The sequence below is a fragment of the Thauera aromatica genome, from assembly GCF_023093595.1.
GTDB classification, from domain to species: domain Bacteria; phylum Pseudomonadota; class Gammaproteobacteria; order Burkholderiales; family Rhodocyclaceae; genus Thauera; species Thauera aromatica_A.
Window position 1 is genome coordinate 21,919 of the sequence record NZ_JALLIK010000087.1, and the last position, 23,932, is coordinate 45,850.

At 68.0% G+C, this 23,932-nt stretch carries 22 protein-coding genes and 3 tRNA genes; 7 read left to right on the forward strand and 18 right to left on the reverse strand.

Annotated elements, in window-relative coordinates; all coding sequences use genetic code 11:
* Window positions 1-12: 12 nt before the first annotated feature.
* Window positions 13-282, reverse strand: coding sequence for a hypothetical protein (locus MXC99_RS04680; RefSeq protein ID WP_247724386.1), 270 nt, complete (start codon window positions 280-282; stop codon window positions 13-15).
* A gap of 239 nt (window positions 283-521) precedes the next feature.
* Between MXC99_RS04680 and MXC99_RS04685 the strand changes: the two genes are divergently transcribed.
* From MXC99_RS04685 to MXC99_RS04705, 5 genes are read left to right on the forward strand one after another with little or no spacing between them, the layout of a single operon-like run.
* Window positions 522-2,585 (forward strand): TonB-dependent receptor, encoded by a 2,064-nt coding sequence (locus MXC99_RS04685; RefSeq protein WP_247724387.1) that lies wholly within the window; start codon window positions 522-524, stop codon window positions 2,583-2,585.
* A 2-nt stretch (window positions 2,586-2,587) separates the two neighbouring features.
* Entirely contained in the window at window positions 2,588-3,736 is a 1,149-nt protein-coding gene (locus tag MXC99_RS04690; protein ID WP_247724388.1) for an ABC transporter substrate-binding protein, read from the forward strand.
* Window positions 3,733-4,524 (forward strand): ABC transporter permease, encoded by a 792-nt coding sequence (locus MXC99_RS04695; RefSeq protein ID WP_247724389.1) that lies wholly within the window; start codon window positions 3,733-3,735, stop codon window positions 4,522-4,524. The genes MXC99_RS04690 and MXC99_RS04695 overlap by 4 nt, the downstream gene beginning before the upstream one ends.
* Window positions 4,521-5,438 carry an ABC transporter ATP-binding protein gene (locus MXC99_RS04700; protein WP_247724390.1) on the forward strand — a complete coding sequence of 306 codons (918 nt, stop codon included), beginning with the start codon at window positions 4,521-4,523 and terminating at the stop codon, window positions 5,436-5,438. Before MXC99_RS04695 ends, MXC99_RS04700 begins: the two co-directional genes overlap by 4 nt.
* Window positions 5,439-5,452: 14 nt before the next feature.
* Window positions 5,453-6,841 (forward strand): NnrS family protein, encoded by a 1,389-nt coding sequence (locus tag MXC99_RS04705; protein WP_247724391.1) that lies wholly within the window; start codon window positions 5,453-5,455, stop codon window positions 6,839-6,841.
* 12 nt (window positions 6,842-6,853) lie between these two features.
* Here MXC99_RS04705 and MXC99_RS04710 read toward each other — a convergent pair whose 3' ends face one another.
* The 9 genes from MXC99_RS04710 to MXC99_RS04750 form a co-directional block, all read right to left on the reverse strand.
* Window positions 6,854-8,056: an MFS transporter gene (locus tag MXC99_RS04710; RefSeq protein WP_247724392.1), complete on the reverse strand. Its 1,203-nt coding sequence runs from the start codon at window positions 8,054-8,056 to the stop codon at window positions 6,854-6,856.
* A gap of 254 nt (window positions 8,057-8,310) precedes the next feature.
* A tRNA-Arg gene (locus MXC99_RS04715) sits at window positions 8,311-8,387 on the reverse strand.
* A gap of 42 nt (window positions 8,388-8,429) precedes the next feature.
* A tRNA-Arg gene (locus tag MXC99_RS04720) sits at window positions 8,430-8,506 on the reverse strand.
* Window positions 8,507-8,569: 63 nt separating this feature from the next.
* Window positions 8,570-8,657, reverse strand: a tRNA-Ser gene (locus tag MXC99_RS04725).
* Window positions 8,658-8,761: 104 nt separating this feature from the next.
* Window positions 8,762-9,112 carry a carboxymuconolactone decarboxylase family protein gene (locus tag MXC99_RS04730; protein WP_247724393.1) on the reverse strand — a complete coding sequence of 117 codons (351 nt, stop codon included), beginning with the start codon at window positions 9,110-9,112 and terminating at the stop codon, window positions 8,762-8,764.
* A 136-nt stretch (window positions 9,113-9,248) separates the two neighbouring features.
* Window positions 9,249-10,058, reverse strand: coding sequence for a GTP cyclohydrolase FolE2 (folE2, locus tag MXC99_RS04735; protein ID WP_247724394.1), 810 nt, complete (start codon window positions 10,056-10,058; stop codon window positions 9,249-9,251).
* A gap of 153 nt (window positions 10,059-10,211) precedes the next feature.
* Window positions 10,212-12,068, reverse strand: coding sequence for a 1-deoxy-D-xylulose-5-phosphate synthase (gene dxs / locus MXC99_RS04740; RefSeq protein WP_247724395.1), 1,857 nt, complete (start codon window positions 12,066-12,068; stop codon window positions 10,212-10,214).
* A gap of 66 nt (window positions 12,069-12,134) precedes the next feature.
* Complete coding sequence (locus MXC99_RS04745; RefSeq protein ID WP_247724396.1) at window positions 12,135-13,043, reverse strand: polyprenyl synthetase family protein; 909 nt, start codon at window positions 13,041-13,043, stop codon at window positions 12,135-12,137.
* A complete protein-coding gene (locus tag MXC99_RS04750) occupies window positions 13,040-13,300 on the reverse strand; it encodes an exodeoxyribonuclease VII small subunit (RefSeq protein ID WP_247724397.1) in 261 nt (86 codons plus the stop codon). Before MXC99_RS04750 ends, MXC99_RS04745 begins: the two co-directional genes overlap by 4 nt.
* Before the next feature lie 129 nt (window positions 13,301-13,429).
* Between MXC99_RS04750 and MXC99_RS04755 the strand changes: the two genes are divergently transcribed.
* Window positions 13,430-14,557, forward strand: coding sequence for an aromatic ring-hydroxylating oxygenase subunit alpha (locus tag MXC99_RS04755; protein WP_247724398.1), 1,128 nt, complete (start codon window positions 13,430-13,432; stop codon window positions 14,555-14,557).
* Window positions 14,558-14,590: 33 nt separating this feature from the next.
* On the opposite strand, the gene MXC99_RS04760 is transcribed toward MXC99_RS04755, so the two are convergent.
* From MXC99_RS04760 to tsaE, 8 genes are all read right to left on the reverse strand, one after another.
* Entirely contained in the window at window positions 14,591-14,917 is a 327-nt protein-coding gene (locus MXC99_RS04760; RefSeq protein WP_075148686.1) for a (2Fe-2S) ferredoxin domain-containing protein, read from the reverse strand.
* Between the two features lie 125 nt (window positions 14,918-15,042).
* Window positions 15,043-15,981 (reverse strand): 4-hydroxy-3-methylbut-2-enyl diphosphate reductase, encoded by a 939-nt coding sequence (ispH, locus tag MXC99_RS04765; RefSeq protein WP_247724399.1) that lies wholly within the window; start codon window positions 15,979-15,981, stop codon window positions 15,043-15,045.
* Between the two features lie 55 nt (window positions 15,982-16,036).
* Window positions 16,037-16,465 (reverse strand): FKBP-type peptidyl-prolyl cis-trans isomerase, encoded by a 429-nt coding sequence (locus tag MXC99_RS04770; RefSeq protein WP_247724400.1) that lies wholly within the window; start codon window positions 16,463-16,465, stop codon window positions 16,037-16,039.
* A 21-nt stretch (window positions 16,466-16,486) separates the two neighbouring features.
* Window positions 16,487-17,008, reverse strand: a complete 522-nt coding sequence (gene lspA / locus MXC99_RS04775; RefSeq protein ID WP_247724401.1) for a signal peptidase II — start codon at window positions 17,006-17,008, stop codon at window positions 16,487-16,489.
* Window positions 17,001-19,811 (reverse strand): isoleucine--tRNA ligase, encoded by a 2,811-nt coding sequence (gene ileS / locus MXC99_RS04780; protein WP_247724402.1) that lies wholly within the window; start codon window positions 19,809-19,811, stop codon window positions 17,001-17,003. The genes lspA and ileS overlap by 8 nt, the downstream gene beginning before the upstream one ends.
* A gap of 39 nt (window positions 19,812-19,850) precedes the next feature.
* Window positions 19,851-20,795, reverse strand: coding sequence for a bifunctional riboflavin kinase/FAD synthetase (locus MXC99_RS04785; RefSeq protein ID WP_247724403.1), 945 nt, complete (start codon window positions 20,793-20,795; stop codon window positions 19,851-19,853).
* A gap of 128 nt (window positions 20,796-20,923) precedes the next feature.
* Window positions 20,924-22,291, reverse strand: coding sequence for an N-acetylmuramoyl-L-alanine amidase (locus tag MXC99_RS04790; protein ID WP_247724404.1), 1,368 nt, complete (start codon window positions 22,289-22,291; stop codon window positions 20,924-20,926).
* A complete protein-coding gene (gene tsaE, locus MXC99_RS04795) occupies window positions 22,231-22,761 on the reverse strand; it encodes a tRNA (adenosine(37)-N6)-threonylcarbamoyltransferase complex ATPase subunit type 1 TsaE (RefSeq protein WP_247724405.1) in 531 nt (176 codons plus the stop codon). The genes MXC99_RS04790 and tsaE overlap by 61 nt, the downstream gene beginning before the upstream one ends.
* Window positions 22,762-22,812: 51 nt before the next feature.
* On the opposite strand from tsaE, the gene queG reads away from it, so the two are divergent.
* Window positions 22,813-23,925, forward strand: a complete 1,113-nt coding sequence (gene queG, locus MXC99_RS04800; RefSeq protein WP_247724406.1) for a tRNA epoxyqueuosine(34) reductase QueG — start codon at window positions 22,813-22,815, stop codon at window positions 23,923-23,925.
* Window positions 23,926-23,932: the final 7 nt, after the last annotated feature.

A 23,932-nucleotide genomic window follows, 5' to 3' on the forward strand; every position in this document is an offset into this window, starting at 1 on the left:
GCTGCCGGTGATTCACGAGGGATCGTGATCGTGATCGTGCCGGGCAGGTCTTGCTTCGCCTGTGCTTTCGTCCCGCAGCAGATCGAAGGCGATGCGCATTCCGAGCAGCGCGTTGCCCAGCGCGAACACCGCGACCAGCGCCGCGGCAAGCGGCACCAGCGGATAGGTGCGCAGCACCCAGGCCAGAACCGCGGACAGCAGGTTGAGGACGACCATCAGCCAGAAACGCGAATCGCGCGGCCGGAACAGGCGGGAGAGTTTCAGCGGGAAGATCGCACGCATGGCGGAAAGGATACCGGGAAGGAGACCACAGGAGACTGGGATGCAGGTCCTTGCGTGACGATGACGCTGCCGTCGGGCTTTTCCATCCTGGAGTCTCGCGCCGGGATGAATCAATGTTTGATATTCATCAAATGAAAACAATTCGCATTACCTGTATTCTTGCGCCAGACAATCTGATCCTGTAGGGCAAGCCAGCCGCCGCCAGCCAGCCCCGGTATTTCCTTTCCGGAGAGCTTTTCATGGTGTTTCGCTTGCGCCCATCCGTCCTCGCCATTCTCGGCCTGTCCGCTGCCCCCGCCTTTCATTCCGCCCACGCCGAAGTGCTGCTCGAAACCCGGCTGGTGACCGCCAAGGGCTATGCCGCGGATGCGCAGGACACGCCGCAGGCGGTGGAAATCCTGCCTTCACCCGGTGCCGGCGGGGCGGTGGTCGGTGATCTGCTGCGCGGCCAGCCCGGCCTGGCGGTGCAGTCCGACGGCGCCTGGGGACAGAACCCGGTATTGCGTGGGCAAAAGAAGGAGAGCGTGGTGGTGATGGTCGATGGTCTGCGGGTGAATTCGGCCCAGCCCCAGGGCGCGATCGCCTCCTTCCTCGATCTCGGCCTGCTCGAGCGCGCGGAAGTCGTCAAAGGGCCGGGTTCGGTGCTGTACGGCAGCGGGGCGATGGGCGGGGTGGTGAACCTGATCACCCCCGAAGCGCGCTTCAGCGCCGAGGACATCGACGGCGGGCGGATCGGCCTCGGTGTCGGCAGCGTCGACCGCAGCGTGGCCGGCGCGTTGCTGCTGACGCGCTCGAACACCGATCAGGCGCTGGTGCTCGGCGCCGCGGGGCGCGATGTCGACGACTATCGCAGCGCGGACGGGCGCGAGCACCGTACCGGCTACGATTCCGGCTCGCTGCTGGCGAAGTACCGCCACCGCCTCGGCGACGATGCCAGCGTGCGCCTGAACCTGCAGCGCCATACCGACCGCGACGTGTGGTATCCGGGCTCGGCGCGCAGCGGCGCGGGGATTCCGAAGCCGCTGGGGGTGGCGACCATCCATTCGCCCGAACAGCGCCGGGAGCTCTACGAAATCGGGGTGGATGCCGCCGTCGGCGACGGGCAGCTGTCCGCAGAGCTCTATCGGCAGGAGGTTTTCCGCCAGATCCGTGCCCATTCCTCGGTCAAGCAGCGCGACTACGTGCGCAACGACGTCACTTTCGTCACCGATGGGGCAAAGGCGAAATACCTGTTTTCCCCTGCGGCGGGCCACCTGCTGACGGTCGGTGTCGATGTCTGGAACATGCGCGGCGACCCCGAGCGCTATATCGACAACAACCCGCCCGCGTTCGACAACAACCAGCGCAACGATCCTTTCGACAAGGGGCGCATCGAATCGGCCGGGCTGTTCGTGCAGGACGAGTTCGAACTCGGGGCGACACGGCTCGTGGCCGGTGCGCGCTATGACCGTGTGCGCGGCGACGCCCGGCAGAAGGGTTCGGGGCCGGCGGCGCAGACCAGCGGGCTGGAGAGCACCGATAACAACCTGTCGTGGTCGCTGGGGGCGATCCATCCGTTGTCCGGATCGCTCAATGTCTACGCCAATGTCGGCCGCGCCTATCGTGCAGCCGACATGCGCGAGCGCTTCGAGGACTCGGCGCGCGGCGACGGCTACTACCATGTCGGCAATCCCCGGCTCGACCCCGAAGTGTCGACCAGCGTCGAGTTCGGCCTGAAGGGGCGCGAAGGCCGCTTGCGCTACCAGCTCGCCGCCTTCCATACCCGCATCGACGACTACATCGCCGGCCGGATCACCGGGACCACGCACAGTGCGACCGGGCTTCCCCTCAAACGCACCGAAAACCTCGACAAAGTCACCCTCTACGGCCTCGAAGGCAGTGCCAGCCTGCCAGTGGCGGCGTTCGTGATCGATGGCAGCTTCACCTGGCTGCGCGGCAAGAACCATCAGGACGACGAGCCGCTGTACCAGATGCCGGCCCCCGAGCTGACCCTGGGTATCGGCCAGCCGGCTGAGCGCGGTTTTTATTGGCATGCCCAGTTGCGCGCGGTGGCCGAGCAGGACCGGGTCGCCACCCGGTTTTCCAACGGCACCGAGGATCGCACCGCCGGTTTCGTCACCGCGGATGCCGGATTCGGCTGGCGCTTCGGCGCGGTGGCCGCGTTCGAGGCCGCCAGTGTCGGCGTCACCCTCCGCAACCTGGCCGACAAGCGCTATCACGAGCATCTGACCGATGGTGTCTCTGGCAACGAACTGGCCGCGCCCGGGCGCGGCATCGCCCTCAGCCTGAACGGGAGCTTCTAGACATGGAAACAGATCGCTGCAGCCCGCCGCCTGGACTCTGCTTCGTCGATCGGTCCGCCGCACCCCTGTGGAAGCGCACGCACGGCAAGAACCGTGCCGCGCCGGCCAGCGGGCGTGCGCGCCGGGAGGCACGGTCTGTCCTTGCGGCGTGGGCGCGGGTCGCATTGCATCTCGGTGTCGTCTGCGCCTTCTTGCTCGTCACCGGCATCGCCTACGCGCAGAAGCTGCCCCGCCTCGTCCTCGCCGGCCCGTCGGCGGCGGTGTCGAACCCGCTGATCCGGATGGTCGATTCGGGGGCGCTCGCCGATGTCGCCGAAGTGGTGGAGTTCGTGCCCTGGCGCGACCCCGACCAGCTGCGGGTGATGGCGCTCGACGGCCGCGCCGACGTGCTGGCGATGCCGACCAATGTCGCCGCCAACCTCTACAACCGCGGCGCGAAACTGCAGCTGCTCAACGTCTCGACCTGGGGCGTGCTGTGGCTGGTATCGCGCGACCCGGCGCTGAAGACGCTCGCCGACCTGCGCGGCAAGGAAGTGGCGATGCCGTTCCGTGGCGACATGCCCGACATCGTGTTCCAGCTTCTGGCCGGCCAGCAGGGGATCGACGTCAAGAAGGCGCTGCGCCTGCGCTACGTCGCCAGCCCGGTCGATGCCATGCAGCTGCTGGTGATGCGCCAGGTCGATCACGCCCTGCTCGCCGAGCCGGCGGCGTCGATGGCGCTGCGCAAGACCGGCTCCTTCCCGCTCAACGTGGTGGCGCCCGAACTGCACCGCAGCGTCGATCTGCAGAAGGAATGGGGGCGGGTGTTCGCGCGTGCGGCACGCATTCCGCAGGCCGGGATCGCGGTGATGGGGGCGCTGCGCGAACGCCCCGACGTGGTCGCGCGCATCGAAGCCGAATACGCGCGCGCGCTCGCTTGGTGCCGCGAGCAGGCGAGTGCCTGCGGACAGGCCGTCGCTGCGCGCATCGATCTGCTCAGCGCCGAGGCGGTGGCCGATTCGATCGCGGTCAGCCAGACCGAGGCGGTGCCGGCCTCGGCTGCACGTGCCGAGCTCGAATTCATGTTCGGCCACCTGCATGCGAAAAATCCCGCCCTGATCGGCGGCAAGCTGCCCGATGACGGCTTCTACGCCGACGCCGTGCGCCGATGAGCCTGCTGCGCGCCTGGCTCGCCGGACTGCCCGCCTATCTGTGGAGCGGCTGGGGGGCGATTGCCAGCCTGTTCCTGCTCTTTGCCGCCTGGGAGGCGGTCAGCTTCGTTTACGGCGCGCTGGTGCTGCCCGATCCGCGCGCGACCTTTTCCACTCTGTGGCAGCTGATCGACAGCGGCGCGGCCTGGCCCGAGCTGGCGGTCACCGCACGCCGTGCGCTGACCGGCTATGCCTTGTCGGTGGTCGCCGGCAGTGCGCTGGGCCTCGCCGCCGGGCTGTCGCTGACCGCGTCGATGATGTCGCGCCCGCTCGTCACCGTGCTCATGGGGGCGCCGCCGATCGCCTGGCTGGTGTTGGCGATGCTGTGGTTCGGCGCGAGCGACGGCACGCCGGTGTTCACCGTGTTCGTCGCTGCCTTCCCGGTGATCTTCATCGGCGCGCTGCAAGGCACGCGCACCCTCGACAACCAGCTCCGTGGCATGGCCGAGGCCTTTCGTCTGCCGCGGCGCATGATGTTTACCGACGTCTATCTGCCGCACCTGGTGTCCTATTTGTTTCCGGCCTGGATCGCAGCCCTCGGCACGGCGTGGAAAGTGGTGGTGATGGCCGAGCTGCTCGCCACCCAGGACGGTGTCGGCGCCGCGCTCGCGGTGTCGCGCTCGCACCTGGATACGGCGGCGACGATGGCCTGGATCAGTGCGGTGGTGAGCCTGCTGCTGATGGTCGAATACCTGGTGCTGGAGCCGGTCAAGCGTGAGCTCGAGCGCTGGCGGGAGCAGGGCGCATGAGTCCCCCGGCGTCCCCCGCCGGCGGGCTCGAGGTTCGCGGCTTGGGCCATGCCTTCGCTCGTGACGAAGTGCTCGCGGGCATCGACTTCCAGGTGCGTGCCGGCGAAGTGCTGGCCCTGGTCGGCCCTTCGGGTTGCGGCAAGACCACGCTGCTCCACCTCGCCGCGGGGCTGCTGAGCGTGCAGCAGGGCAAGGTCGACAACCGCTTCGCCACGACCGCCTTCATGTTCCAGCAGCCTCGTCTGCTGCCGTGGAAGAGTGCGCTCGACAACATCGCCCTCGGCCTGAAGGCGGCGGGCGTCGGGCGCGGTGAACGCCACCGGCGGGCCCGCTCGCTGGCGCTGCGCCTCGGACTCGCGCCGCACGATCTCGACAAGTTTCCCCACCAGCTCTCCGGCGGCATGCAGAGCCGGGTCGCGCTGGCGCGTGCGCTCGTGCTCGCGCCCGAGCTGCTGCTGCTCGACGAGCCGTTCTCGGCGCTCGACGTCGGGCTCAAGGAAGAGCTCTACCGCTTGTTGCTGGCGCACCAGCGCGAGCGTGGCATGGGCGTGCTGATGATCACGCACGACCTGATGGAGGCGGTCCGCCTGTCGGACGCCATTCTCGTCATGGCGCCGGCGCCGGGGCGCATCGTGGCGCGTTTCGCGCTTGCCCGCCCGCCCGCCGCGCGCGATGACGCATGGGTGTATCGCCATACCGCCGAGCTGCTCCAGGCGGCGGCGGTGCGCGACAGCTTCGGCCTGCCGGCGGTGGCGGGCGCTTTTGCCGCGGCCGGCGGAAGGGGCGAGGGGCGCCTTCGTATCGTCGGGGAGCCGGCGGCCGGGCATGCGGGGTTCACTCCTTCCGAGCTGCGCGTACTCGCCCCTTCCGCGCCGTCCCACGACGCGGCCGCAGGCAAGCGCTGCGGCGCCTGAGCAAGGAGTCAGCGATGACGATCGAGGCACCCCCCAACTCCGTTCCACCCCGCTCCGCCGGCCTCCATCGCCGTCGCGGCGCCGCTGCGGCGGCCGGCTCGCCCTTCGCCCGCCTCGCCGCCCAGCCTGTTTTCATGTGCGGCTTCCGTCCCTTCTTTCTCGCCACCGCGGTGTACGGCGCGCTACTGGTACTGGTCTGGCTCGTCTTTCTCGGGACGGGCGGCGCGCTGCCGGCGGTTGCGGGCGGTGCGCTGGTGTGGCACGCCCATGAGCTGATGTTCGGCTTCGGGCTGGCGGCGCTGGCGGGCTTCGTCCTGACCGCGGTGCCCGAGTTCACCGCCACGCCGCCCTTCGGTCGCGGCGTGGCGCTGCTCTGCGTGCTGCTGTGGGGCGCGGCGAGGCTCGCATTCTGGCTGTCGCCCCTGGCGGGGGGCGTGGCAGGGCCGGTGCTTGCGGCGTTGTTCGACACCGGTTTTGCCCTCGTCCTGCTGGGACTGGTCGCCCCCCGCCTGTGGCGGGATCCGGAACGGCGCCAGCTCGGATTTCTGTGGGGGCTGGCGGCGATGGCGGCGATGGTCGCCGGTTTCCACTTCGATGTCGTGCGCGGGATCTATCCGATGCGCTGGCTGCTGGCGGCGGTGGGCGTGATGATGACGCTGATCGTGGTCGCGATGAGCCGGATCTCGATGCGCATCGTCAATGATGCGCTCGATGTCGAGCGCGCGCGGCGCGCCGCCGGCAGCGGCGGGCGGGACGCCGACGAGGATCTGCCGGCCTACCGCGCCCGCCCGCCGCGGCGCAACCTGGCGATCTTCGCGATTGCGCTGTACACCGTGGCCGAATTCGCTCTGCCGCACTCGGCGATCGCCGGCTGGGTGGCGCTGGCTGCGGCCGCGGCGGTGCTCAACCTCCTCAACGACTGGCACGTCGGGCGCGCGCTGCTGACGCGCTGGGCATTCATGCTGTACGCGGTGTATTGGCTGCTCGCGCTCGGCTACGGGCTGATCGGACTGGCGCGACTCGGTCTGCCGATCGCCGCCAGTGCCGGGCTGCATCTGCTCACCGTGGGGTCGATGGGGCTGTCGGTGTTCGCCGTGTTGTGCATTGCCGGCCGCACCCATGCAGGCTATCCACTGGATCTGCGTCCCTGGGTCGGAGTGGCGGGCACGTTGATCGGGGGCGCGGCCCTGCTGCGGGCGGCGGCGGGCTTTCCCGGCATGCCGGCACCGGCACTGCAGCTGGCCAGCGGCTTCGCATGGGTGCTGGCCTACGGGCTGGCCGCATTCCGTCTGGGGGTGCTCTTCATCCGAGTACGGGTGGATGGGGGCGAAGGCTGCGAGGAGATGCGGGCGCCGCCGCCCGCCGCGCACGCTCCGGCGTCCGGGCCGCTTCCGCCGGGGTGAACGACGCCGCGTTCAGCACAGCGGGGACAGGCGGGGCTGGCGATTGCGGCGCAGCAGCACCAGCACCGCCGCGGCAAGGGTGACCTCGATCGCGCCGATGGCGGCGAACACCGCCGGATAAGGCGCGCCCAGCCACAGCGAGAAGGCTGCCAGCAGGCCGCTGCTGAGTAGCGGCCCGGCGGCGAAGCCGAGCGAGCCGGCCATGTTGAAAGCAGCCAGCGCGCTGGCGCGGCAGTCGTCGCCGCCGTAGTGGGTGGCGAGCACCAGCGAAGGGGCGTACATCAGCGCGGCGATCAGCCCGCCTGCGGCCATCGCCGGTACGATCAGGGTGGCCGGGAGGACGCCGAGGACGGCGAGGAAGACCCCGTACAGCATGCTGCCGCCGATCATCATGGCCATCGGATCCCAGTGCCGCGACAGGCGACCGGCGGGGTAGGTGAGGATCGAGAACGGGATCAGGAAGGCCGCCATCGCGCCGCCGATCTGGCGCGCATCGAAACCGACCACCAGGCCGAGGTAGAGCGACAGCGTGGATACGATGAAGCCCACCGTCAGCCGGTCGACGAAAGAGAAGGCGAGCGGAATCAGCAGCGCGCGGCGGCCGCGCAGGGTGGTGAGGATGTCCGCGATCGACAGGCGCGCGCGCGTGCCGGCGGTGTCGGCCAGGCCGAAGTAGCCCAGCGCCGCGAGCAGCAGTGACAGCAGGCCGCCCCCGAGCGGCACCCACAGCGGCTCGATGCCGCCGACCACCCCGCCCAGCGGTGCGCCACTGGCCACGCCCAGGCTGATCGAGGCGCCGACCGCGCCCATGCGCGCGCCGAGCCCGGCCCGGCCGACGTGGTCGGCGCCCAGCGCCATCAGCAGCGACAGCGCCGACATGTGGGCGAAGCCCTCGACCAGGCGCAGCGCGAGCAGGACGGCGTAGCTGTCGGCGTGGCGGTAGGCCCAGGCGATGCCGAGCAGGCTCAGCCCGTTCACCGCCAGCGCCGCCACCGCCAGCGTCCGGCGTCGTCCCAGGCGGTCGGACAGCAGCCCGGCGAGCGGTGCGCCGAGCAGTGCACCGACCATGTTGATCGACATGAACAGGTGGCTGGCGAACTGGCCGAGGCTGGGGAAGCGCTGCACGGTGAAATCGGACAGCACCGGCACCATTGCGGTGACCGGCAGCATCAGGCCGTAGAGCAGCAGCAGCGGGAGCAGGCGAGGGCCGATCATGGGGGGCGGGCAAGCCGATGCGGGTAAGTGGGGACGACACCGGAATCATACGTTGGCAGCGGGGCCGGGTGGCAAGGTCCTCTGTTCCATCTTCGCAGCGGACCGATCCCGTGGGGGCTCCGGCGCCGGCCCGGAGGGCGTCGCTTCAGCGGGAGAAGAACTGCGGTCCGGGGCTGACGAGCCGTTCCCGGATCTGCGCGCTGGAAAAGCGAAAAGGCGCTGATCCTTTGATGGAGTCAGCGCCTTCCGGTGTCTGGCGCGCCCGGAAGGATTCGAACCTCCTACCCCCTGGTTCGTAGCCAGGTACTCTATCCAGATGAGCTACGGGCGCGTTGCCGAAATCGTTTAGAGCCTGAGATCGGAAGGCTGTGTCTGGCGCGCCCGGAAGGATTCGAACCTCCTACCCCCTGGTTCGTAGCCAGGTACTCTATCCAGATGAGCTACGGGCGCTTTTTACTGCGACTGCGAAGGAGCGGGATTATAGCGTTTAATTCCGCTTTTTCAACAAAAATCTGGCGGAGAGGGTGGGATTCGAACCCACGGTACCTTGCGGTACGCCTGATTTCGAGTCAGGTACATTCGACCACTCTGCCACCTCTCCGCTCGAAGGTCGGCATTATAGTGAATTCACTGAAAATGTGAACGCTTATTTAGCTTCGCCGGAAAAATCATGCCGGGTCGCGCGCTGCCCCGGCCGGGGGCGGGTCAGGCGTTCCCGGGCAGCATTTCCTCGTAGGCGCGCACCGCTTCGGCGGCATACATCAGGGCCGGGCCGCCGCCCATGTAGGTGCATACGCCGAGGGTTTCCATGATCTGCTCGCGGCGGGCTCCGAGGCGGATCAGCGCCTTGATGTGAAAGCCGATGCAGGCGTCGCAGCGCTGGGTCACGGCGATGGCGAGCGCGATCAGTTCCTTGTGCAGTTCGTCGAGGGCGCCGTCCTGCAGCGAGCTTTTCGCCATCGCACCGAAACCGGCCATGGTTTGGGGGATTTCCCGGCGCAGGGTGGTGAGGGCTTTGGAGACGTCGGTAGTGATCTGGACGAAGGATTTGGACATCGTAGCGGTTCCGTATTTAAGGAAATGCTTATTTTACGATGTCCTGCGCGCCGCGGCCATCCCGCCCGGGCGGTCGTGCGGGTGGGTGCAGGGGCGGGTCGCGGCTGCCACCGCCCCTGCGCCAGCTGGGCGCCGTTCAGGCCGTGCTGCGCTTGTCGCGCTCGATCAGGGCGTAGGCCGAATGGTTGTGGATCGACTCGAAGTTTTCCGATTCGACGACATAGGCGTCGATACGCGCTTCCTGGTCGAGGCTGGCGGCGAGATCGCGGACCATGTCTTCGACGAACTTGGGGTTGTCGTAGGCGCGTTCGGTGACCCATTTCTCGTCGGGGCGCTTGAGCAGGCCGAAGAGTTCGCAGGAAGCCTGGTTTTCGACCAGCTGCACCAGGTCCTCGATCCACAGGTGGTCGTTGAGCACGGCGGTGACGGTGACGTGCGAACGCTGATTGTGCGCGCCGTAGGCGGAGATCTTCTTCGAGCACGGGCACAGGCTGGTCACCGGCACCACCACCTTGATGGTGAATTCGTAGTGCCCGTCGTCGTCGATCGAGCCGATGAAGCAGACTTCGTAATCCATCAGGCTCTGCACGCCGGATACCGGTGCGGTCTTGTTGATGAAGTAAGGGAAGCTCATCTCGACATGGCCGGCTTCGGCTTCGAGGCGCTGGACCATCGCGCGCAACATCGGTTCGAAGGATTCGACCGAGATTTCGCGCTCGTTGCCGTTGAGGATGTCGACGAAGCGCGACATGTGGGTGCCCTTGAAATTGTGCGGCAGCCCGACGTACATGTTGAAGCTCGCCACCGTATGCTGCACGCCGCCGCATTTGTCGGCGACCTTGACCGGGTGGCGGATCGACTTGATGCCGACCTTGTTGATCGCGATCCGGCGGCTGTCCGCGCTGTTCTGTACGTCGGGGATGGCGTGGTCGGTGGGGGCGTTCATGTCGGTTCTCTGCGGGTTGGGGGCGTCGTGCAATCGAGTTGCACTAACTTGGAATGGTAGCTTTCCCGACCAATCCGCTCAACTTCTTCGGGTGTGCGGTGACGGGGAAAGGCGTTCGCGCCCGCGGATGCGGGCGCTGAAGTGGAAGGGCGCTCAGCGCGGATGGACGCGCGCGATGCTGGCGAGGATGCCGGTTTTGTCCAGGCCGACGGAGGCGAGCAGGCGGGCCTGGTCGCCATGGTCGATGAAGTGGTCGGGCAGGCCCAGGCGCAGCATGCGCGGGCGGGCTTCGAGGCCGTCGACGATGCGCGCGACTTCGGCGCCGACGCCGCCGACGACGGCGTTTTCCTCGAGAGTCACGAGGAGGTCGTGGTCGGCGGCCAGGGTGGTGATCAGGGTTTCGTCGAGCGGCTTGACGAAGCGCATGTTGGCCACCGTGGCGTCGATCTCCTCGGCTACCTCGCGGGCGACGCCGACCATGCTGCCGAAGGCCAGCAGGGCGATGCGCGTGCCGCTGCGCAGCACTTCACCCTTGCCGATCGGCAGGGCGGTCATTTCCGCGGCTGGCGTCACCCCGGTGCCGCCGCCGCGCGGGTAGCGTACTGCGCTCGGGCCTTCGTGGCGCACCGCGGTGTACAGCATCTGGCGGCATTCGTTTTCATCGGCCGGAGCCATGACCACCATGTTGGGGATGCAGGTCAGATAGGACAGGTCGAAGGCGCCGTGGTGGGTCGCGCCGTCGGCTCCGACCAGGCCGCCGCGGTCGATGGCGAACACCACCTGCAGGTTCTGCAGGGCGACGTCGTGGATCAGCTGGTCGTAGGCGCGCTGGAGGAAGGTCGAATAGATCGCCACCACCGGCACCAGGCCTTCGCAGGCGAGGCCGGCGGCGAACGTGACCGCATGCTGCTCGGCGATGCCGACGTCGAAGTAACGCTCGGGGTATTCCTGTGCGAAGCGCACCAGGCCCGAGCCTTCGCGCATCGCGGGAGTGATGCCGACGATGCGCGGGTCGGCTTTCGCCATGTCGCACAACCAGTCGCCGAACACCTGGGTGTAGGTGAGCTTGCTGCTGCCCTTGGCGGCCTGGATGCCGGCGGTGTGATCGAACTTGGACACGCCGTGATACAGGATCGGATCGGCTTCGGCGAGCTTGTAACCCTGGCCCTTGCGGGTGATCACGTGGAGAAACTGCGGTCCTTTCAGCTTCTTCAGGTTGTGCAGGGTGGGAATCAGCGCGTCGAGGTCGTGACCGTCGATCGGGCCGTAGTAGTGGAAGCCGAACTCCTCGAACAGGGTGCCCGGGCTGATCATGCCCTTGGCGTACTCCTCGACCTTGCGCGCGAGCTCGGCCACCGGCGGTGCCATGCCCAGCACTTTTTCGCCGACGCGGCGCGCGGTATTGTAGGTCGAGCCCGACAGCATCCGCGCGAGGATCTTGGTGAGGGCGCCGACCGGCGGCGAAATCGACATCTCGTTGTCGTTGAGGATGACCAGGAGATTGAGGTCTTCCATGTCGCCGGCGTTGTTCAGGCCCTCGAACGCCATCCCCGCCGACATCGCGCCGTCGCCGATCACGGCGATCGCATGGCGGTCTTCCTTGCGTGCGCGGGCGGCGACGGCCATGCCGAGCGCCGCCGAGATCGAGGTCGATGAATGGGCCGTGCCGAAAGTGTCGTACTCGCTCTCGCAGCGCCGCGGGAAGCCGGAAATGCCGCCCCAGTGGCGCAGCTTGCCCATCGCCTCGCGACGCCCGGTGAGGACCTTGTGGCCGTAAGTCTGGTGGCCGACGTCCCACACGATGCGGTCGTGCGGGGTGTTGAACACGTGGTGCAGCGCGATCGTGAGCTCGACCGTGCCGAGGTTGGAAGACAGGTGGCCGCCGGTCTTCGAGACCGATTCGATCAGGAAGGCCCGCAGCTCGTTGGCGATCGCCGCCAGCTCGTGGCGGTCGCGCGTGCGCAGATCGGCGGGCTTGGCAATGCGTTCCAGGTTGGGGTAGGGAGCCATTGGCGGTCCGGGGTCAGTGCTTCTGTTCGGTGGGCAGCAGGTGCAGAACCGTGAATGCGGCGGAACTCAGAAGGCGCGATGCACGATGTAGTCGGCGAGGGCACCGAGACGGGCGGCCCGTGCGCCGAAGGGGGCGAGCGTGGCCTGCGCCTCGACGAGCATCTCTTCGGCCAGACGACGGGCGTCGGCCAGGCCGAGCAGGCTGACGTAGGTCGGCTTGTTCTGCTCCGCGTCCTTGCCTGCAGTTTTGCCCAGGGTGGCGGTGTCTGCTTCGGCGTCGAGGATGTCGTCGACCACCTGGAACAGCAGGCCAATGACTTTCGCGTAGTGATCGAGGCGCGCCAGTTCGTCGGCGCCGAGGCCGTGCCCGCAGTGGGCGCCGAGCAGCACGGCGGCGCGGATCAGGGCGCCGGTCTTGTGGATGTGCATGAGCTCGAGCTCGGCGCGGCCGAGCTGCCGGCCCACTGCGGCCAGGTCGATGGCCTGACCGCCGGCCATGCCGCGCGAGCCGGCGGCGGCGGCGAGCCGGGCGAGCATCGCGAGCTGGGCCGAGGGAGAGTCGGACATCGGCGTCTCGGCCAGGACCTGGAAGGCGAGGGCCTGCAGGGCATCGCCCACCAGGAGCGCGGTGGCCTCATCGTACTCGACATGGACGGTGGGCTTGCCGCGGCGCAGCACGTCATCGTCCATGCACGGCATGTCGTCATGGACGAGCGAGTAGGCGTGGATCAGCTCGACGGCACAGGCCGCGCGGTCGACGTTTCCGGGTGCGGCCCCGGCGAGCTCGCCGGCCGCATGGGCGAGCAGCGGGCGCACGCGTTTGCCGCCACCGAGCACGGCGTAGCGCATCGCTGCGTGCAGGCGCTGGGGGGTAATCGACGGTTCGGGCAGCAAGGCGGCGAGTGCGGTTTCGGTACGCTGCTGCACATCCCTCATCCAGTCGGTGAAAGCCGGGCTGCGGTCCGGGTCGTTCATGCGCCTTCTCCTTCTTCGCTGTCGCGCAGGTCTTCGGGCCGGAAATCGGACAGGCCTTCACCCTCGAGCATCTTCACGCGTTGTTCGGCGTCGGCGAGGGTGGTCTGGCAGTATCGCAGCAGCTGTGTGCCGCGCTGGTAGCGCGCGAGCGCGTCTTCGAGCGCAAGCGTGCCCGCTTCCATTTCCTGGACGATGCTCTCCAGCTCGGAAACCGCGGCTTCGAAGGACTTGGGGGAAGAGGACGCCGACTTTGGCATGGATCGATATCTGGCGCGGTAAAGGCGGAAAAATAACCGAAGGCGGGTCTGGCGGTCAAACGGGCGCTGTCTTAAACTAGTCTGTTTATTTTTCCGGATATCTTTTGTCCGCGCGAGGAGGAGTCGGGGATGGCCGACATCGGCGCCAAGGGGCAACTGGCGCAGGCTGTTTCGCAGCTGCCTGTTTCCTGGTACTTCGACGAAAAGATCTTCGAGCAGGAAAAAAAGCTGCTGTTCGATGCCGGTCCGGGCTATACGGGCCATGAGCAGATGGTTCCCGAAATCGGTAGTTACCGCTCGCTCGAATGGCTGGATCATTCGAAGCTGCTGGTCCGCACCGAGGCCGGCGTGCACCGGATGTCGAACGTCTGCCGCCATCGCCAGGCGATCATGTTGCAGGGCAGCGGCCAGACGGCGCGCGTGACCTGTCCGGTCCATCGCTGGAACTACGACCTGCAGGGGACGCTGGTCGGTGCGCCGCACTTCCCGGAAAAACCCTGCCTGAACCTGCGCTGCGACCCGCTCGAAAGCTGGCATGGCCTGCTGTTCAAGGGGCCGCGCTCGCCCAATGCCGACCTGGCCGGCATGCAGATGGCTTCGATGCTCGATTTTTCCGGCTTCAAGCTCGATCGGGTGGAGATCCACCGCTGCAATTACAACTGGAAAACCTTCATCGAGATCTATCTCGAGGACTACCACGTCGTGCCCTTCCACCCCGGGCTGGGACGCTTCGTCACCTGCCGGGACCTGAGCTGGCAGTTCGGCGACTGGTATTCGGTCCAGCGTGTCGGTCTCGCATCGCTGGACAAGCCCGGGTCTGCCGCCTATGCCCGCTGGCACGAAGCGGTGCTCGCCCGCTACGGCGACAGAAAGCCGGAGCATGGCGCGATCTGGCTCACCTACTACCCCAACGTGATGGTCGAGTGGTATCCCCAAGTGCTGGTGGTAAGCACGCTGGTGCCGACCGCGGTCGATCAGACCACCAACGTCGTCGAGTTCTACTACCCGGAAGACCTCGTCGCATCGGGGCGTGCATTCATCGAGGCCGAGCAGGCGGCCTACATGGAAACCGCGATCGAGGACGACGAGATCGGCGAGCGCATGGACCGCGGGCGCCGGGCGCTGCTCGAGGAAGGGCGCAACGAGATCGGCCCGTACCAGTCACCCTATGAAGACGGGATGAAGCACTTCCACCAGTTCTACCGCCGGATCATGGCGCCGCACATCGGCGGGAGCGGCAGCGCGGCGCAGGAGTGAGTCCAGGCCGCGGCCGTTCCTGCCGCCGGGAGCTTAGCCCCAGACTTCCGCGGAGACCTTCAGGCGCTCGACGGGCTGGTTGCCGAGCAGGTGTTCGTCGATGATCGTGGCGACGTCTTCGGGCTTCAGCTTCCCGTACATCACCCCTTCCGGATACACCAGCGCGACCGGGCCGGCGCTACAGGCGCCCAGGCAGCCGGTACGGGTGATCGCGAAGCGCCCGAGCAGTTCGCGCTCCTTGAGTTGCTGATAGAAACCGCCGGCGACGTCCTTGCCGCCACAGGCGCCGCACGACGGGCGCCCCAGTTCGGGCGGGTGGATGTGGCTGCAGACGAATACGTGCTTTTCGGGTTTTGCCATCATGGGCTCCTTTGTGGCCGGTCAATGGGATGACCTTATGTAAGAACTCGATATTTTAATCGAATTCTCCCGGATCCATACCATCGCGTACGGCCGCAGCAGCCCGCCGCCCGCAGCGGCGGCGCTCAGCGCACGTCCTGCAGTTCCTTCGGCAGCGGGAAGGTCACTTTTTCGGGCACGCCGTCGAGGTTGCGCACCCCTGCGCCGCCGAGCTCCGTGAGGCGTTCGATGACCTCTTCGACGAGCACTTCGGGGGCCGAGGCGCCGGCGGTGACGCCGATGCGGCGCTTGCCCTCGAGCCACGCCGGGTCGATGTCGCCGGCATTGTCAACGAGATAGGCGGGGACGTCGCGCAGCGCGGCGACTTCGCGCAGGCGGTTGGAGTTGGAGCTGTTCTTCGAGCCGACCACGAACACCACGTCGGCCTGCGCGGTCATCGTTTTCACCGCGTCCTGGCGGTTCTGGGTGGCGTAGCAGATGTCGTCCTTCCGCGGGCCGGCGATGTTCGGAAAGCGCGCGCGCAGGGCGGCGACGATCGATGCCGCATCATCGACCGACAGCGTGGTCTGGGTGACATAGGCGAGCTTGTCGGGGTCGGCGACCTGCAAGGTGGCCACGTCCGCCGGCGTTTCGACGAGGTGGATGCCGCTCTCGACCTGCCCCATCGTGCCTTCCACCTCGGGGTGGCCCTTGTGCCCGATCATGATGATCTCGCGCTCCTGCTCGTGCATGCGCCCGACCTCCAGATGGACCTTGGTGACCAGCGGGCAGGTCGCGTCGAACACGCGCAGGCCGCGGCGCCGGGCTTCCTCGCGCACCGCCTGCGAGACGCCGTGGGCGGAGAAGATCACCGTGTTGCCGGCGGGGACCTCGTCGAGGTCCTCGACGAAGATCGCGCCCTTGCGGCGCAGGTTGTCGACGACGAACTTGTTGTGCACCACTTCGTGGCGGACGTAGATCGGCGCGCCGAAGCGCTCGAGGGCGCGCTCGACGATCTCGATTGCGCGTTCCACGCCGGCGCAAAAGCCGCGCGGGTTGGCCAGCAGGATTTCCTTGTCGCTCATCGGGGGGCTCCGGGGCAGTGGGACGGTTCGGGCAAGCGGGCCGCTTGCGGCAGCGTCAGAGGATGCCGACCACCTCGACTTCGAGGCGGATGTGCTTGCCGGCGAGCGGGTGGTTGAAGTCGATCAGTGCCGATTGGGCGTCGATTTCGCGCACCAGGCCGGAGTAGCGCGAGCCGTCGGGGGCGGTGAATTCCATGATGCTCGTCGCTTCGATCTCTTCGTCGGGCATGTGTTCGCGCTTGACCCGCTCGACCAGTTCCGTGCGGTGCGGGCCGAACGCGTTTTCCGGGGTCAGCTCGAACACCTGGCGGGCGCCGGGGGCGAGGCCGAGGAGCAGTTTTTCCATTCCCGGCAGCATCTCGCCGGCGCCCAGCTGCAGGGTCGCGGGGGTTGCCTCGAACGTGCTGATCAGCGGCTGGCCGTTGGGCAAGGTGATGCGGTAGTGCAGGGTGACGAGGCTGTTGGCTTCGATGGTCTGGCTCAAGATCATGCTCCGGGTCGGGGCTCAGTCGTCATCGCGGTGGCCGCAGCATTGCGCCCACAGCATCAGCACGACGCCGACGGTGATGGCCGAGTCGGCCAGGTTGAACGCCGGCCAGCTGTAGCCGGCGTAGTGGAAATGCAGGAAGTCGACGACCGCGCCATGCACCAGGCGGTCGTAGACGTTGCCCAGCGCGCCGCCGATGATCAGCGCGAAGGCGGCCGGCAGCAGCCTTTCGTGGCGGTGCCGGTGCATCAGCACCAGCAGCCAGGTGCAGATGCTCATCGCCAGCACGGTGAAGAACCAGCGCTGCCAGCCCCCGTGGGTGGCGAGGAAGCTGAAGGCGGCGCCGGGGTTGAACACCAGTACCAGATCGAAGAAGCCGGTCACCGGCACGACCTGGCCGAGGTGCAGGTTCGCCAGCACCAGTTGCTTCGTCGCCTGATCGAGTACGCCGACCGCCGCCGCCAGGATCAGCCAGGGCAGCAGCAGGGCGAGCGCGCCGCGTCCGGCGTCGGGCTTCATCGCCTTGGCCGCCTCAGGCATGGGTGCGGGTTTCGCCGTCACCGAACAGGTTGCTCGTGCAGCGTCCGCACAGGGCAGGATGCTCGGTGTCGCTGCCCACCGATTCGACGTAGTGCCAGCAGCGTTCGCACTTTTGCGCCGCCGCCGGGCGGGCGACGATGCGCTCGTCCTCGGGGGCGGCTGCCACGGTCAGGGTGGCGGCCGAGGTCATGGTGACGAAGCGCAGGTCCTCGCCCAGGCTGGCGAGCGCGGCATGCTTGTCGGCGCTCAGGGACAGGGCCAGCTCGGCCTGCAGCGAGGAGCCGACCTTGCCTTCGGCGCGCAGCGCTTCGATCACCTTGAGGCCTTCGGCGCGCACCGCGCGGATGGCCTCCCAGCGCGCGATCAGTCCCGCTTCACCTTCCTGCGCCGGCAGGGCATGGAAAGCGTGCAGCATCACGCTGTCCGGTTCGTCGCCGCCCGGGGCGAGCACCGCCCATGCCTCTTCGGCGGTGAAGGCCAGGATCGGCGCCATCAGCTTCACCAGCGTCTGGGTGATGTGCCACAGCGCGGTCTGCGCGGCGCGGCGCGGCAGGCTGGCAGCGGCGGTGGTGTACAGGCGGTCCTTGAGGATGTCGAGGTAGAAGGCGCCCAGGTCTTCGGCGCAGAACACCTGCAGCGCCTGGACGATGCGGTGGAACTCGAACTTCGCATAGTCGGCCTCGACCTGCTGGGCGAGCCGGCGGGTGAAGGCGAGCGCGTAGCGGTCGATGTCGAGCCACTGCGCGAGCGGCACCGCGTCCTTCTCGATGTCGAAGTCGGCGGTGTTGGCGAGCAGAAAGCGCAGGGTGTTGCGGATGCGGCGATAGACTTCGACCACGCGGTCGAGGATCTCCTTGCTGATCGACAGCTCGCCCGAATAGTCGGTGGACGCGACCCACAGGCGCAGGATCTCGGCGCCGAGCTTGCCGGTGACTTCCTGCGGCACGACCACGTTGCCCAGCGACTTGCTCATCTTGCGCCCGGCACCATCGACGGCGAAGCCGTGGGTGAGCAGGCTGCGATAAGGGGCGTGGCCGTCGATCGCGCTGCCGGTGAGCAGCGAGGAATGGAACCAGCCGCGGTGCTGGTCGGAGCCCTCGAGGTACATGTCGGCGCGCGGCCCCTGGGGGTGGCCGTCGTCGTGCGAGCCGCGCAGCACATGCCAGTGGGTGGTGCCGGAGTCGAACCAGACGTCGAGGGTGTCGCTGATCTTGTCGAAATGTGCGGCTTCGTCGCCGAGCAGCTCGGCGACGTCGAGCCGGAACCAGGCTTCGATGCCTTCCTTCTCGACCCGCCGGGCGACTTCTTCCATCAGCTCGACGGTGCGCGGGTGCAGCTCGCCGGTCTCCTTGTGCAGGAAGAAGGGGATCGGCACGCCCCAGTTGCGCTGGCGCGAGATGCACCAGTCGGGACGGTTGGCGATCATCGCGTGCAGGCGGGCCTGCCCCCAGGCGGGGTAGAACTGGGTCGCCTCCACCGCGCGCAGCGCGCGCTCGCGCAGGGTGGAGCCGTCGGCGGCGACCCGGTCCATGCCGACGAACCACTGCGCGGTGGCGCGATAGACCAGCGGCGTCTTGTGGCGCCAGCAGTGCATGTAGCTGTGGGTGATCTTGCCGTTCGACAGGAGCGCGCCGACTTCGGCGAGCTTGTCGATGATCGCGGTGTTGGCTTTCCAGATGTTCATGCCGCCGAAGAACGGCAGCTCGGACACGTACTCGCCGCCGCCCATCACGATCGACAGGATTTCCTCGTTGCTGCGGCCGTAGGCGCGCCAGGCGTTGAAGTCGTCCACGCCGTGCGCCGGGGCCGAGTGCACGATGCCGGTGCCGGCGTCGAGACCGACATAGTCGGCCAGGTAGACCGGCGAGGGGCGGTCGTAGAAGGGGTGGCGGAACTCGACGTGCTCGAGCGCCGCGCCTTTCGCGGTGGCGACGACGGTGCCTTCGAGCCGGTAGCGCTGGAGGGCGGATTCGACCAGCTCCCCGGCGAGCACGAGCAGGCGCGCGCCGGTGTCCACGAGCGCGTAGTCGAACTCGGAATGGGCATTGAGCGCCTGGTTGGCGGGGATCGTCCACGGCGTGGTAGTCCAGATCACCGCGGCGGCGGGCTTGTCGAGCCGGGCGAGGCCGAAGGCAGCGGCGAGCTTTGCGGCATGCGCAGCCGACACCGGGAAGGCGACGTCGATCGTCGGCGAGGGCTTGTCGGCGTATTCGACTTCCGCCTCGGCCAGCGCCGAGCCGCAGTCGAAGCACCAGTTCACCGGCTTCAAGCCCTTGAACACGTAGCCGTTCCTGGTCATTTCGGCGAGTGCGCGGATCTCGTTGGCCTCGTTGGCGAAGTCCATCGTGCGATAGGGCTTGTCCCAATCGCCGAGCACGCCGAGGCGGATGAAGTCGGTGCGCTGGATGTCGATCTGCTCGGCGGCGTAGGCGCGGCACAGCTCGCGGACCTTGTCGGCGGGCAGGTTCTTGCCGTGGGTGACTTCGACCTTGTGCTCGATCGGCAGGCCGTGGCAGTCCCAGCCCGGCACGTAGGGCGCGTCGAAGCCCGCGAGGGTCTTCGAGCGGATGATGATGTCCTTGAGGATCTTGTTCAGCGCGTGGCCGATATGCAGGCTGCCGTTGGCGTAGGGTGGGCCGTCGTGGAGCACGAACTTGGGTCGCCCGGCGCTGGCCTTGCGGATGCGCTGGTAGAGCTTCGTGCGCTGCCAGTCGGCGATCCAGTTCGGCTCGCGCTTGGGCAGATCGCCGCGCATCGGGAATGACGTGTCGGGCAGGTTGAGCGTTTTACGGTAGTCGGCCATGGCGGGAAAGAGGTCGGTTGGAACGTTGCAGGGCCCGGTTCAGGCCTGCAGCCGGTCGGGGTTGTCCTGGAGCCACTGGCGGGCGGTGGCGGCATCGGCGGCGATTTGTGCGCGCAGGGCGTCGAGCGAATCGAAACGGCGTTCCGCGCGCAGCTTGTGCAGGAAATGGACGCGGATGTGCGCGCCGTAGCAGTCCCGGGTCCAGTCGAACAGGTGGACTTCGAGGCGGGCGCGACCGTTGGCCGTCACCGTCGGGCGCAGGCCGATATTGGCGACGCCGGCGATGGGGGTGGCGGCCAGCCCTTCGACGCCGACCGCATAGACGCCGGTGAGCGGCGGCAGGCGGTGCTTCATCTGGATGTTGGCGGTCGGAAAGCCGAGCTGGCGACCGAGCTTGTCGCCGTGGCTCACCCGCCCGGCGATGCTGTAGGGGCGGCCGAGGAGGCGGGCGGCGCGGGCGAGGTCGGCTTCGGCCAGCGCGCTACGGACCGCCGAGCTGGAGACGCGCTCGCCGTCGACGGAGAGGGTGGGCATCGATTCGACGCCGAAGCCGAGACGGCGGCCGGCTTCCTGCAGCATCGCGAAGTCGCCCTGGCGGCGCGCGCCGAAACGGAAGTCGTCACCGATGAAGAGGTGGCGCACGCCCAGTCCATGCACCAGGGTGTCGTCGATGAAGCTTTGTGCGTTCTGTGCCGCGAAGCGGGCGTCGAAGCGGCAAACGTGGGTGCGGTCCACGCCCGCGGCGCCCAGCAGCAGCAGCTTTTCGCGCAGCGAGGCGAGGCGCGCCGGGGCATCGGCCGGGCTGAAGTATTCGCGCGGGTGGGGCTCGAACGTGAGCACGACCGCCGGCAGGCCGAGGGCGCGGGCCTTTTCGGTCAGCAGTGCGAGCAGGGCCTGATGGCCGAGGTGGAGGCCATCGAAGTTGCCGATGGTCAGCACCGTCGCCGTGTCGGCCTGCTCGGGGATTCCGCGGTGAACCTGCATGAACGCCTGACAAAAGCCGGGATTATAACGACAAAGCCCGCTTCTGCGGGCCTGGCGCTTGCGGGCTGGAGGGCGATCCGGGCATGCGGATACGCCGGGCGCGGCGGGGCGGCGCCGGGTGGGGAACGCTAGCCGAGCCGGGCGACGCGGGTCGGAGCGGCGGGCGCGTGATCCTGGAAGTAGCGCTGGATGCCGCGCAGCAGCGCGTTGGCCATCTTGTCCTGGTAATCCTCGTCGTTCAGCCGGCGCTCTTCCCGCGGGTTGCTGATGAAGGCGGTTTCGACCAGCACCGAAGGAATGTCGGGCGCGCGCAGCACAGCAAAGCCGGCCTGTTCGACTTCGGGCTTGTGCAGGCGGTTGATCGTGCCCAGTTCGCCGAGCATGGCGCGGCCGAGCTTGAAGCTGTCGTTGATCGTCGCCGTCTGTGACAGATCGAGCAGGGTGCGGGCGATATGCCCGTCCTGGCCGGCAAGATTGACGCCGCCGACGAGGTCGGCGTCGTTTTCCTTCTGCGCCAGCCAGCGCGCGGCCGAGCTCGAGGCGCCGCGCTCGGACAGAACGTACACCGAGCTGCCGTTCGCTTCCGGGCGGACGAAAGCATCGGCGTGGATCGATACGAACAGGTCGGCGCGCACCCGGCGCGCGCGCGTCACGCGCTGGTGCAGCGGCACGAAGTAGTCGCCGTCGCGAGTGAGTACCGCACGCATCCCGGGCGCCGCGTCGATCTTGCGTTTCAGGCGGCGGACGATCGACAGCGTGACGTTCTTCTCGTAGCTGCCGCCGCGGCCGACGGCGCCCGGGTCTTCGCCACCGTGGCCGGCGTCGAGCACCACCGTGTACAGGCGGTTGACCTCGGGTCCCTTGGCGCGCGCGGGCGGGCGCGGTTCGGCGCGCGCGACCGGGGCCGTGTCCCCGCCGGCGTCGCCCAGTGCCGCATCCATCGGCGAATCCTTCAGGATCAGCGCCATCAGGGGGTCGTGCTCTTCGGTCGAGTGGAGGTCGAGCACCAGGCGATGGCCGTAATCGCCGACCGGCGCGAGGGTGAAGACTTGCGGATCGACCGGTTTTTTCAATTCGACCACCATCCGCACCACGCCGGGGCGGTTCTGCCCGGCGCGGATCAAGTGGATGTAAGGGTCGGAGTCGAGCACTTTGGATGGCAGCGACTGAAGCACGCTGTCGAGCCGGACGCCCTCGAGATCGACCACCAGGCGGTCGGGGTCCTGCACCAGCATGTGGCTGAAGCGCAACTCGGCCGCACCTTCGAGGGTGATCCGGGTGTACTCGGGGGAGGGCCAGACGCGCACCGCGAGCAGGCTCGCCGGGGCGGCGTGGCCGAGCGGGCTCACCATCAGCGCGAGCGTGGCGCCGGCGAACTTGAGCAGTTCGCGGCGACTCAGGCCGTGGTCGGGCGGCGCGCCTTCCGGGTCATGGTTCAGGTCGTCCCGGGCGCCGGGTCCGCGCCCCGTAGTGCTTTCACCAGTTCGATCACGCATGTCCGCCCCGCTTCAGTGTTGCCGCTGATTTCCGCAAACCGCCCGCTCCCCTCGGCATCCAGGCGAATTTCGATGTCCGCCACGGGCAGGTAGGGCGCGGCTTTGTCCGGCCATTCCACGATGCATACCCCTTGCCCGGAAAAGTATTCGTCCAGCCCTGCGTCCAGGTATTCTTCTGGCGAGTTGAAGCGATAAAAATCAAAGTGATATAAGTCTAATCTAGAAACTACGTAAGGTTCAATCAAGGTATATGTCGGACTCTTGACTTTCCCGGCGTGGCCGAGGCCGCGCAGCAGCCCGCGGGTGAGGGTGGTTTTGCCCATGCCGAGATCGCCCTGCAGCCAGATGTGCAGGCCGGGAACGAGCACCGTGGCCAGCGCCGCGCCGAGGGCTTCGGTGTCGGTTTCGGCCGGCAAGTGCGCCCGCAGGCGGGCGCCGTTATCATCGGGGGCTTGAATCGACTCGATCATGGGAACCTCGTGGTGATGGCGGCAGGGCTGGGGGGCGATACGGACAACGGCGTGGACAACAATGCGGGCGAACCTGCGGGCGATCGGCTCCGGCTCGACGCCGCAGGTCTTGTTGCGCGGATCAGACAGTGGGGGCAGGCGCTGGGTTTTTCCGCGATCGGCGTGGGCGGGACCGATCTGTCCGGCGCCGAGCCGGGGCTGACGGCCTGGCTCGAGGCCGGCTTTCACGGCGGCATGGATTATATGGCGCGCCACGGCATGAAGCGCGCCCGTGCGGCCGAACTGGTGCCCGGCACCCTGCGCGTGATCAGCGCGCGCATGGACTACTGGCCGGATGCCGCGCCGGCCCGGACGGTGCTGGACGATCCGGCACGGGCCTACGTGTCGCGCTATGCGCTGGGGCGGGACTACCACAAGGTGCTGCGCGCCCGCCTGCAAAAACTCGCCGCGCGCATCGCCGCCGAAACCGCCCACCAGTACCGGGTGTTCACCGACTCCGCCCCGGTGCTCGAAGTCGAGCATGCCAGCCGCAACGGCCTGGGCTGGCGCGGCAAGCACACTTTGCTGCTCGATCGTGCGGCCGGCTCCTGGTTCTTCCTCGGCGAAATCTTCACCGACCTGCCGCTCCCGCTCGATCCGCCGGTCGCGCCGCACTGCGGCCGCTGCAGCGCCTGCATCGACGCCTGCCCCACCGGCGCCATCGTCGCCCCCTACCGGGTGGATGCGCGGCGCTGCATCTCCTATCTCACCATCGAGCTGCACGGCGCGATTCCCGAACCCCTGCGCCCGCTGCTGGGCAACCGCATCTATGGCTGCGACGACTGCCAGCTTGCCTGCCCGTGGAACCGCTTCGCCGGGTTGAGCTGCGAGCCGGATTTCGCCCCGCGCCATGGATTGGACGGCGCCACCCTGGTCGCGCTGTTCGCATGGACGGCGGCCGATTTCGCCGAGCGCACTGCCGGCAGTCCGATCCACCGCATCGGCCACGAACGCTGGCTGCGCAACCTCGCGGTGGCACTGGGCAATGCGCCCTCCACCCCCGCAGTGCTCACCGCGCTCGAGTCCCGCGCCGGCGACGACAGTGCGCTGGTGCGCGAGCACGTCGCCTGGGCGCTTGCCCGCCATCGCCGTAACGGCGCCACGGTGCGGGAGAGGGCAGGCTAGAATCCGG

Coding starts and splice junctions, on each gene's coding strand:
- MXC99_RS04680 (WP_247724386.1), bottom strand. CDS start 282: ATGCGTGCGATCTTCCCGCTGAAACTCTCCCGCCTGTTCCGGCCGCGC.
- MXC99_RS04685 (WP_247724387.1), top strand. CDS start 522: ATGGTGTTTCGCTTGCGCCCATCCGTCCTCGCCATTCTCGGCCTGTCC.
- MXC99_RS04690 (WP_247724388.1), top strand. CDS start 2,588: ATGGAAACAGATCGCTGCAGCCCGCCGCCTGGACTCTGCTTCGTCGAT.
- MXC99_RS04695 (WP_247724389.1), top strand. CDS start 3,733: ATGAGCCTGCTGCGCGCCTGGCTCGCCGGACTGCCCGCCTATCTGTGG.
- MXC99_RS04700 (WP_247724390.1), top strand. CDS start 4,521: ATGAGTCCCCCGGCGTCCCCCGCCGGCGGGCTCGAGGTTCGCGGCTTG.
- MXC99_RS04705 (WP_247724391.1), top strand. CDS start 5,453: ATGACGATCGAGGCACCCCCCAACTCCGTTCCACCCCGCTCCGCCGGC.
- MXC99_RS04710 (WP_247724392.1), bottom strand. CDS start 8,056: ATGATCGGCCCTCGCCTGCTCCCGCTGCTGCTGCTCTACGGCCTGATG.
- MXC99_RS04730 (WP_247724393.1), bottom strand. CDS start 9,112: ATGTCCAAATCCTTCGTCCAGATCACTACCGACGTCTCCAAAGCCCTC.
- folE2 (WP_247724394.1), bottom strand. CDS start 10,058: ATGAACGCCCCCACCGACCACGCCATCCCCGACGTACAGAACAGCGCG.
- dxs (WP_247724395.1), bottom strand. CDS start 12,068: ATGGCTCCCTACCCCAACCTGGAACGCATTGCCAAGCCCGCCGATCTG.
- MXC99_RS04745 (WP_247724396.1), bottom strand. CDS start 13,043: ATGAACGACCCGGACCGCAGCCCGGCTTTCACCGACTGGATGAGGGAT.
- MXC99_RS04750 (WP_247724397.1), bottom strand. CDS start 13,300: ATGCCAAAGTCGGCGTCCTCTTCCCCCAAGTCCTTCGAAGCCGCGGTT.
- MXC99_RS04755 (WP_247724398.1), top strand. CDS start 13,430: ATGGCCGACATCGGCGCCAAGGGGCAACTGGCGCAGGCTGTTTCGCAG.
- MXC99_RS04760 (WP_075148686.1), bottom strand. CDS start 14,917: ATGGCAAAACCCGAAAAGCACGTATTCGTCTGCAGCCACATCCACCCG.
- ispH (WP_247724399.1), bottom strand. CDS start 15,981: ATGAGCGACAAGGAAATCCTGCTGGCCAACCCGCGCGGCTTTTGCGCC.
- lspA (WP_247724401.1), bottom strand. CDS start 17,008: ATGCCTGAGGCGGCCAAGGCGATGAAGCCCGACGCCGGACGCGGCGCG.
- ileS (WP_247724402.1), bottom strand. CDS start 19,811: ATGGCCGACTACCGTAAAACGCTCAACCTGCCCGACACGTCATTCCCG.
- MXC99_RS04785 (WP_247724403.1), bottom strand. CDS start 20,795: ATGCAGGTTCACCGCGGAATCCCCGAGCAGGCCGACACGGCGACGGTG.
- MXC99_RS04790 (WP_247724404.1), bottom strand. CDS start 22,291: ATGCGTGATCGAACTGGTGAAAGCACTACGGGGCGCGGACCCGGCGCC.
- tsaE (WP_247724405.1), bottom strand. CDS start 22,761: ATGATCGAGTCGATTCAAGCCCCCGATGATAACGGCGCCCGCCTGCGG.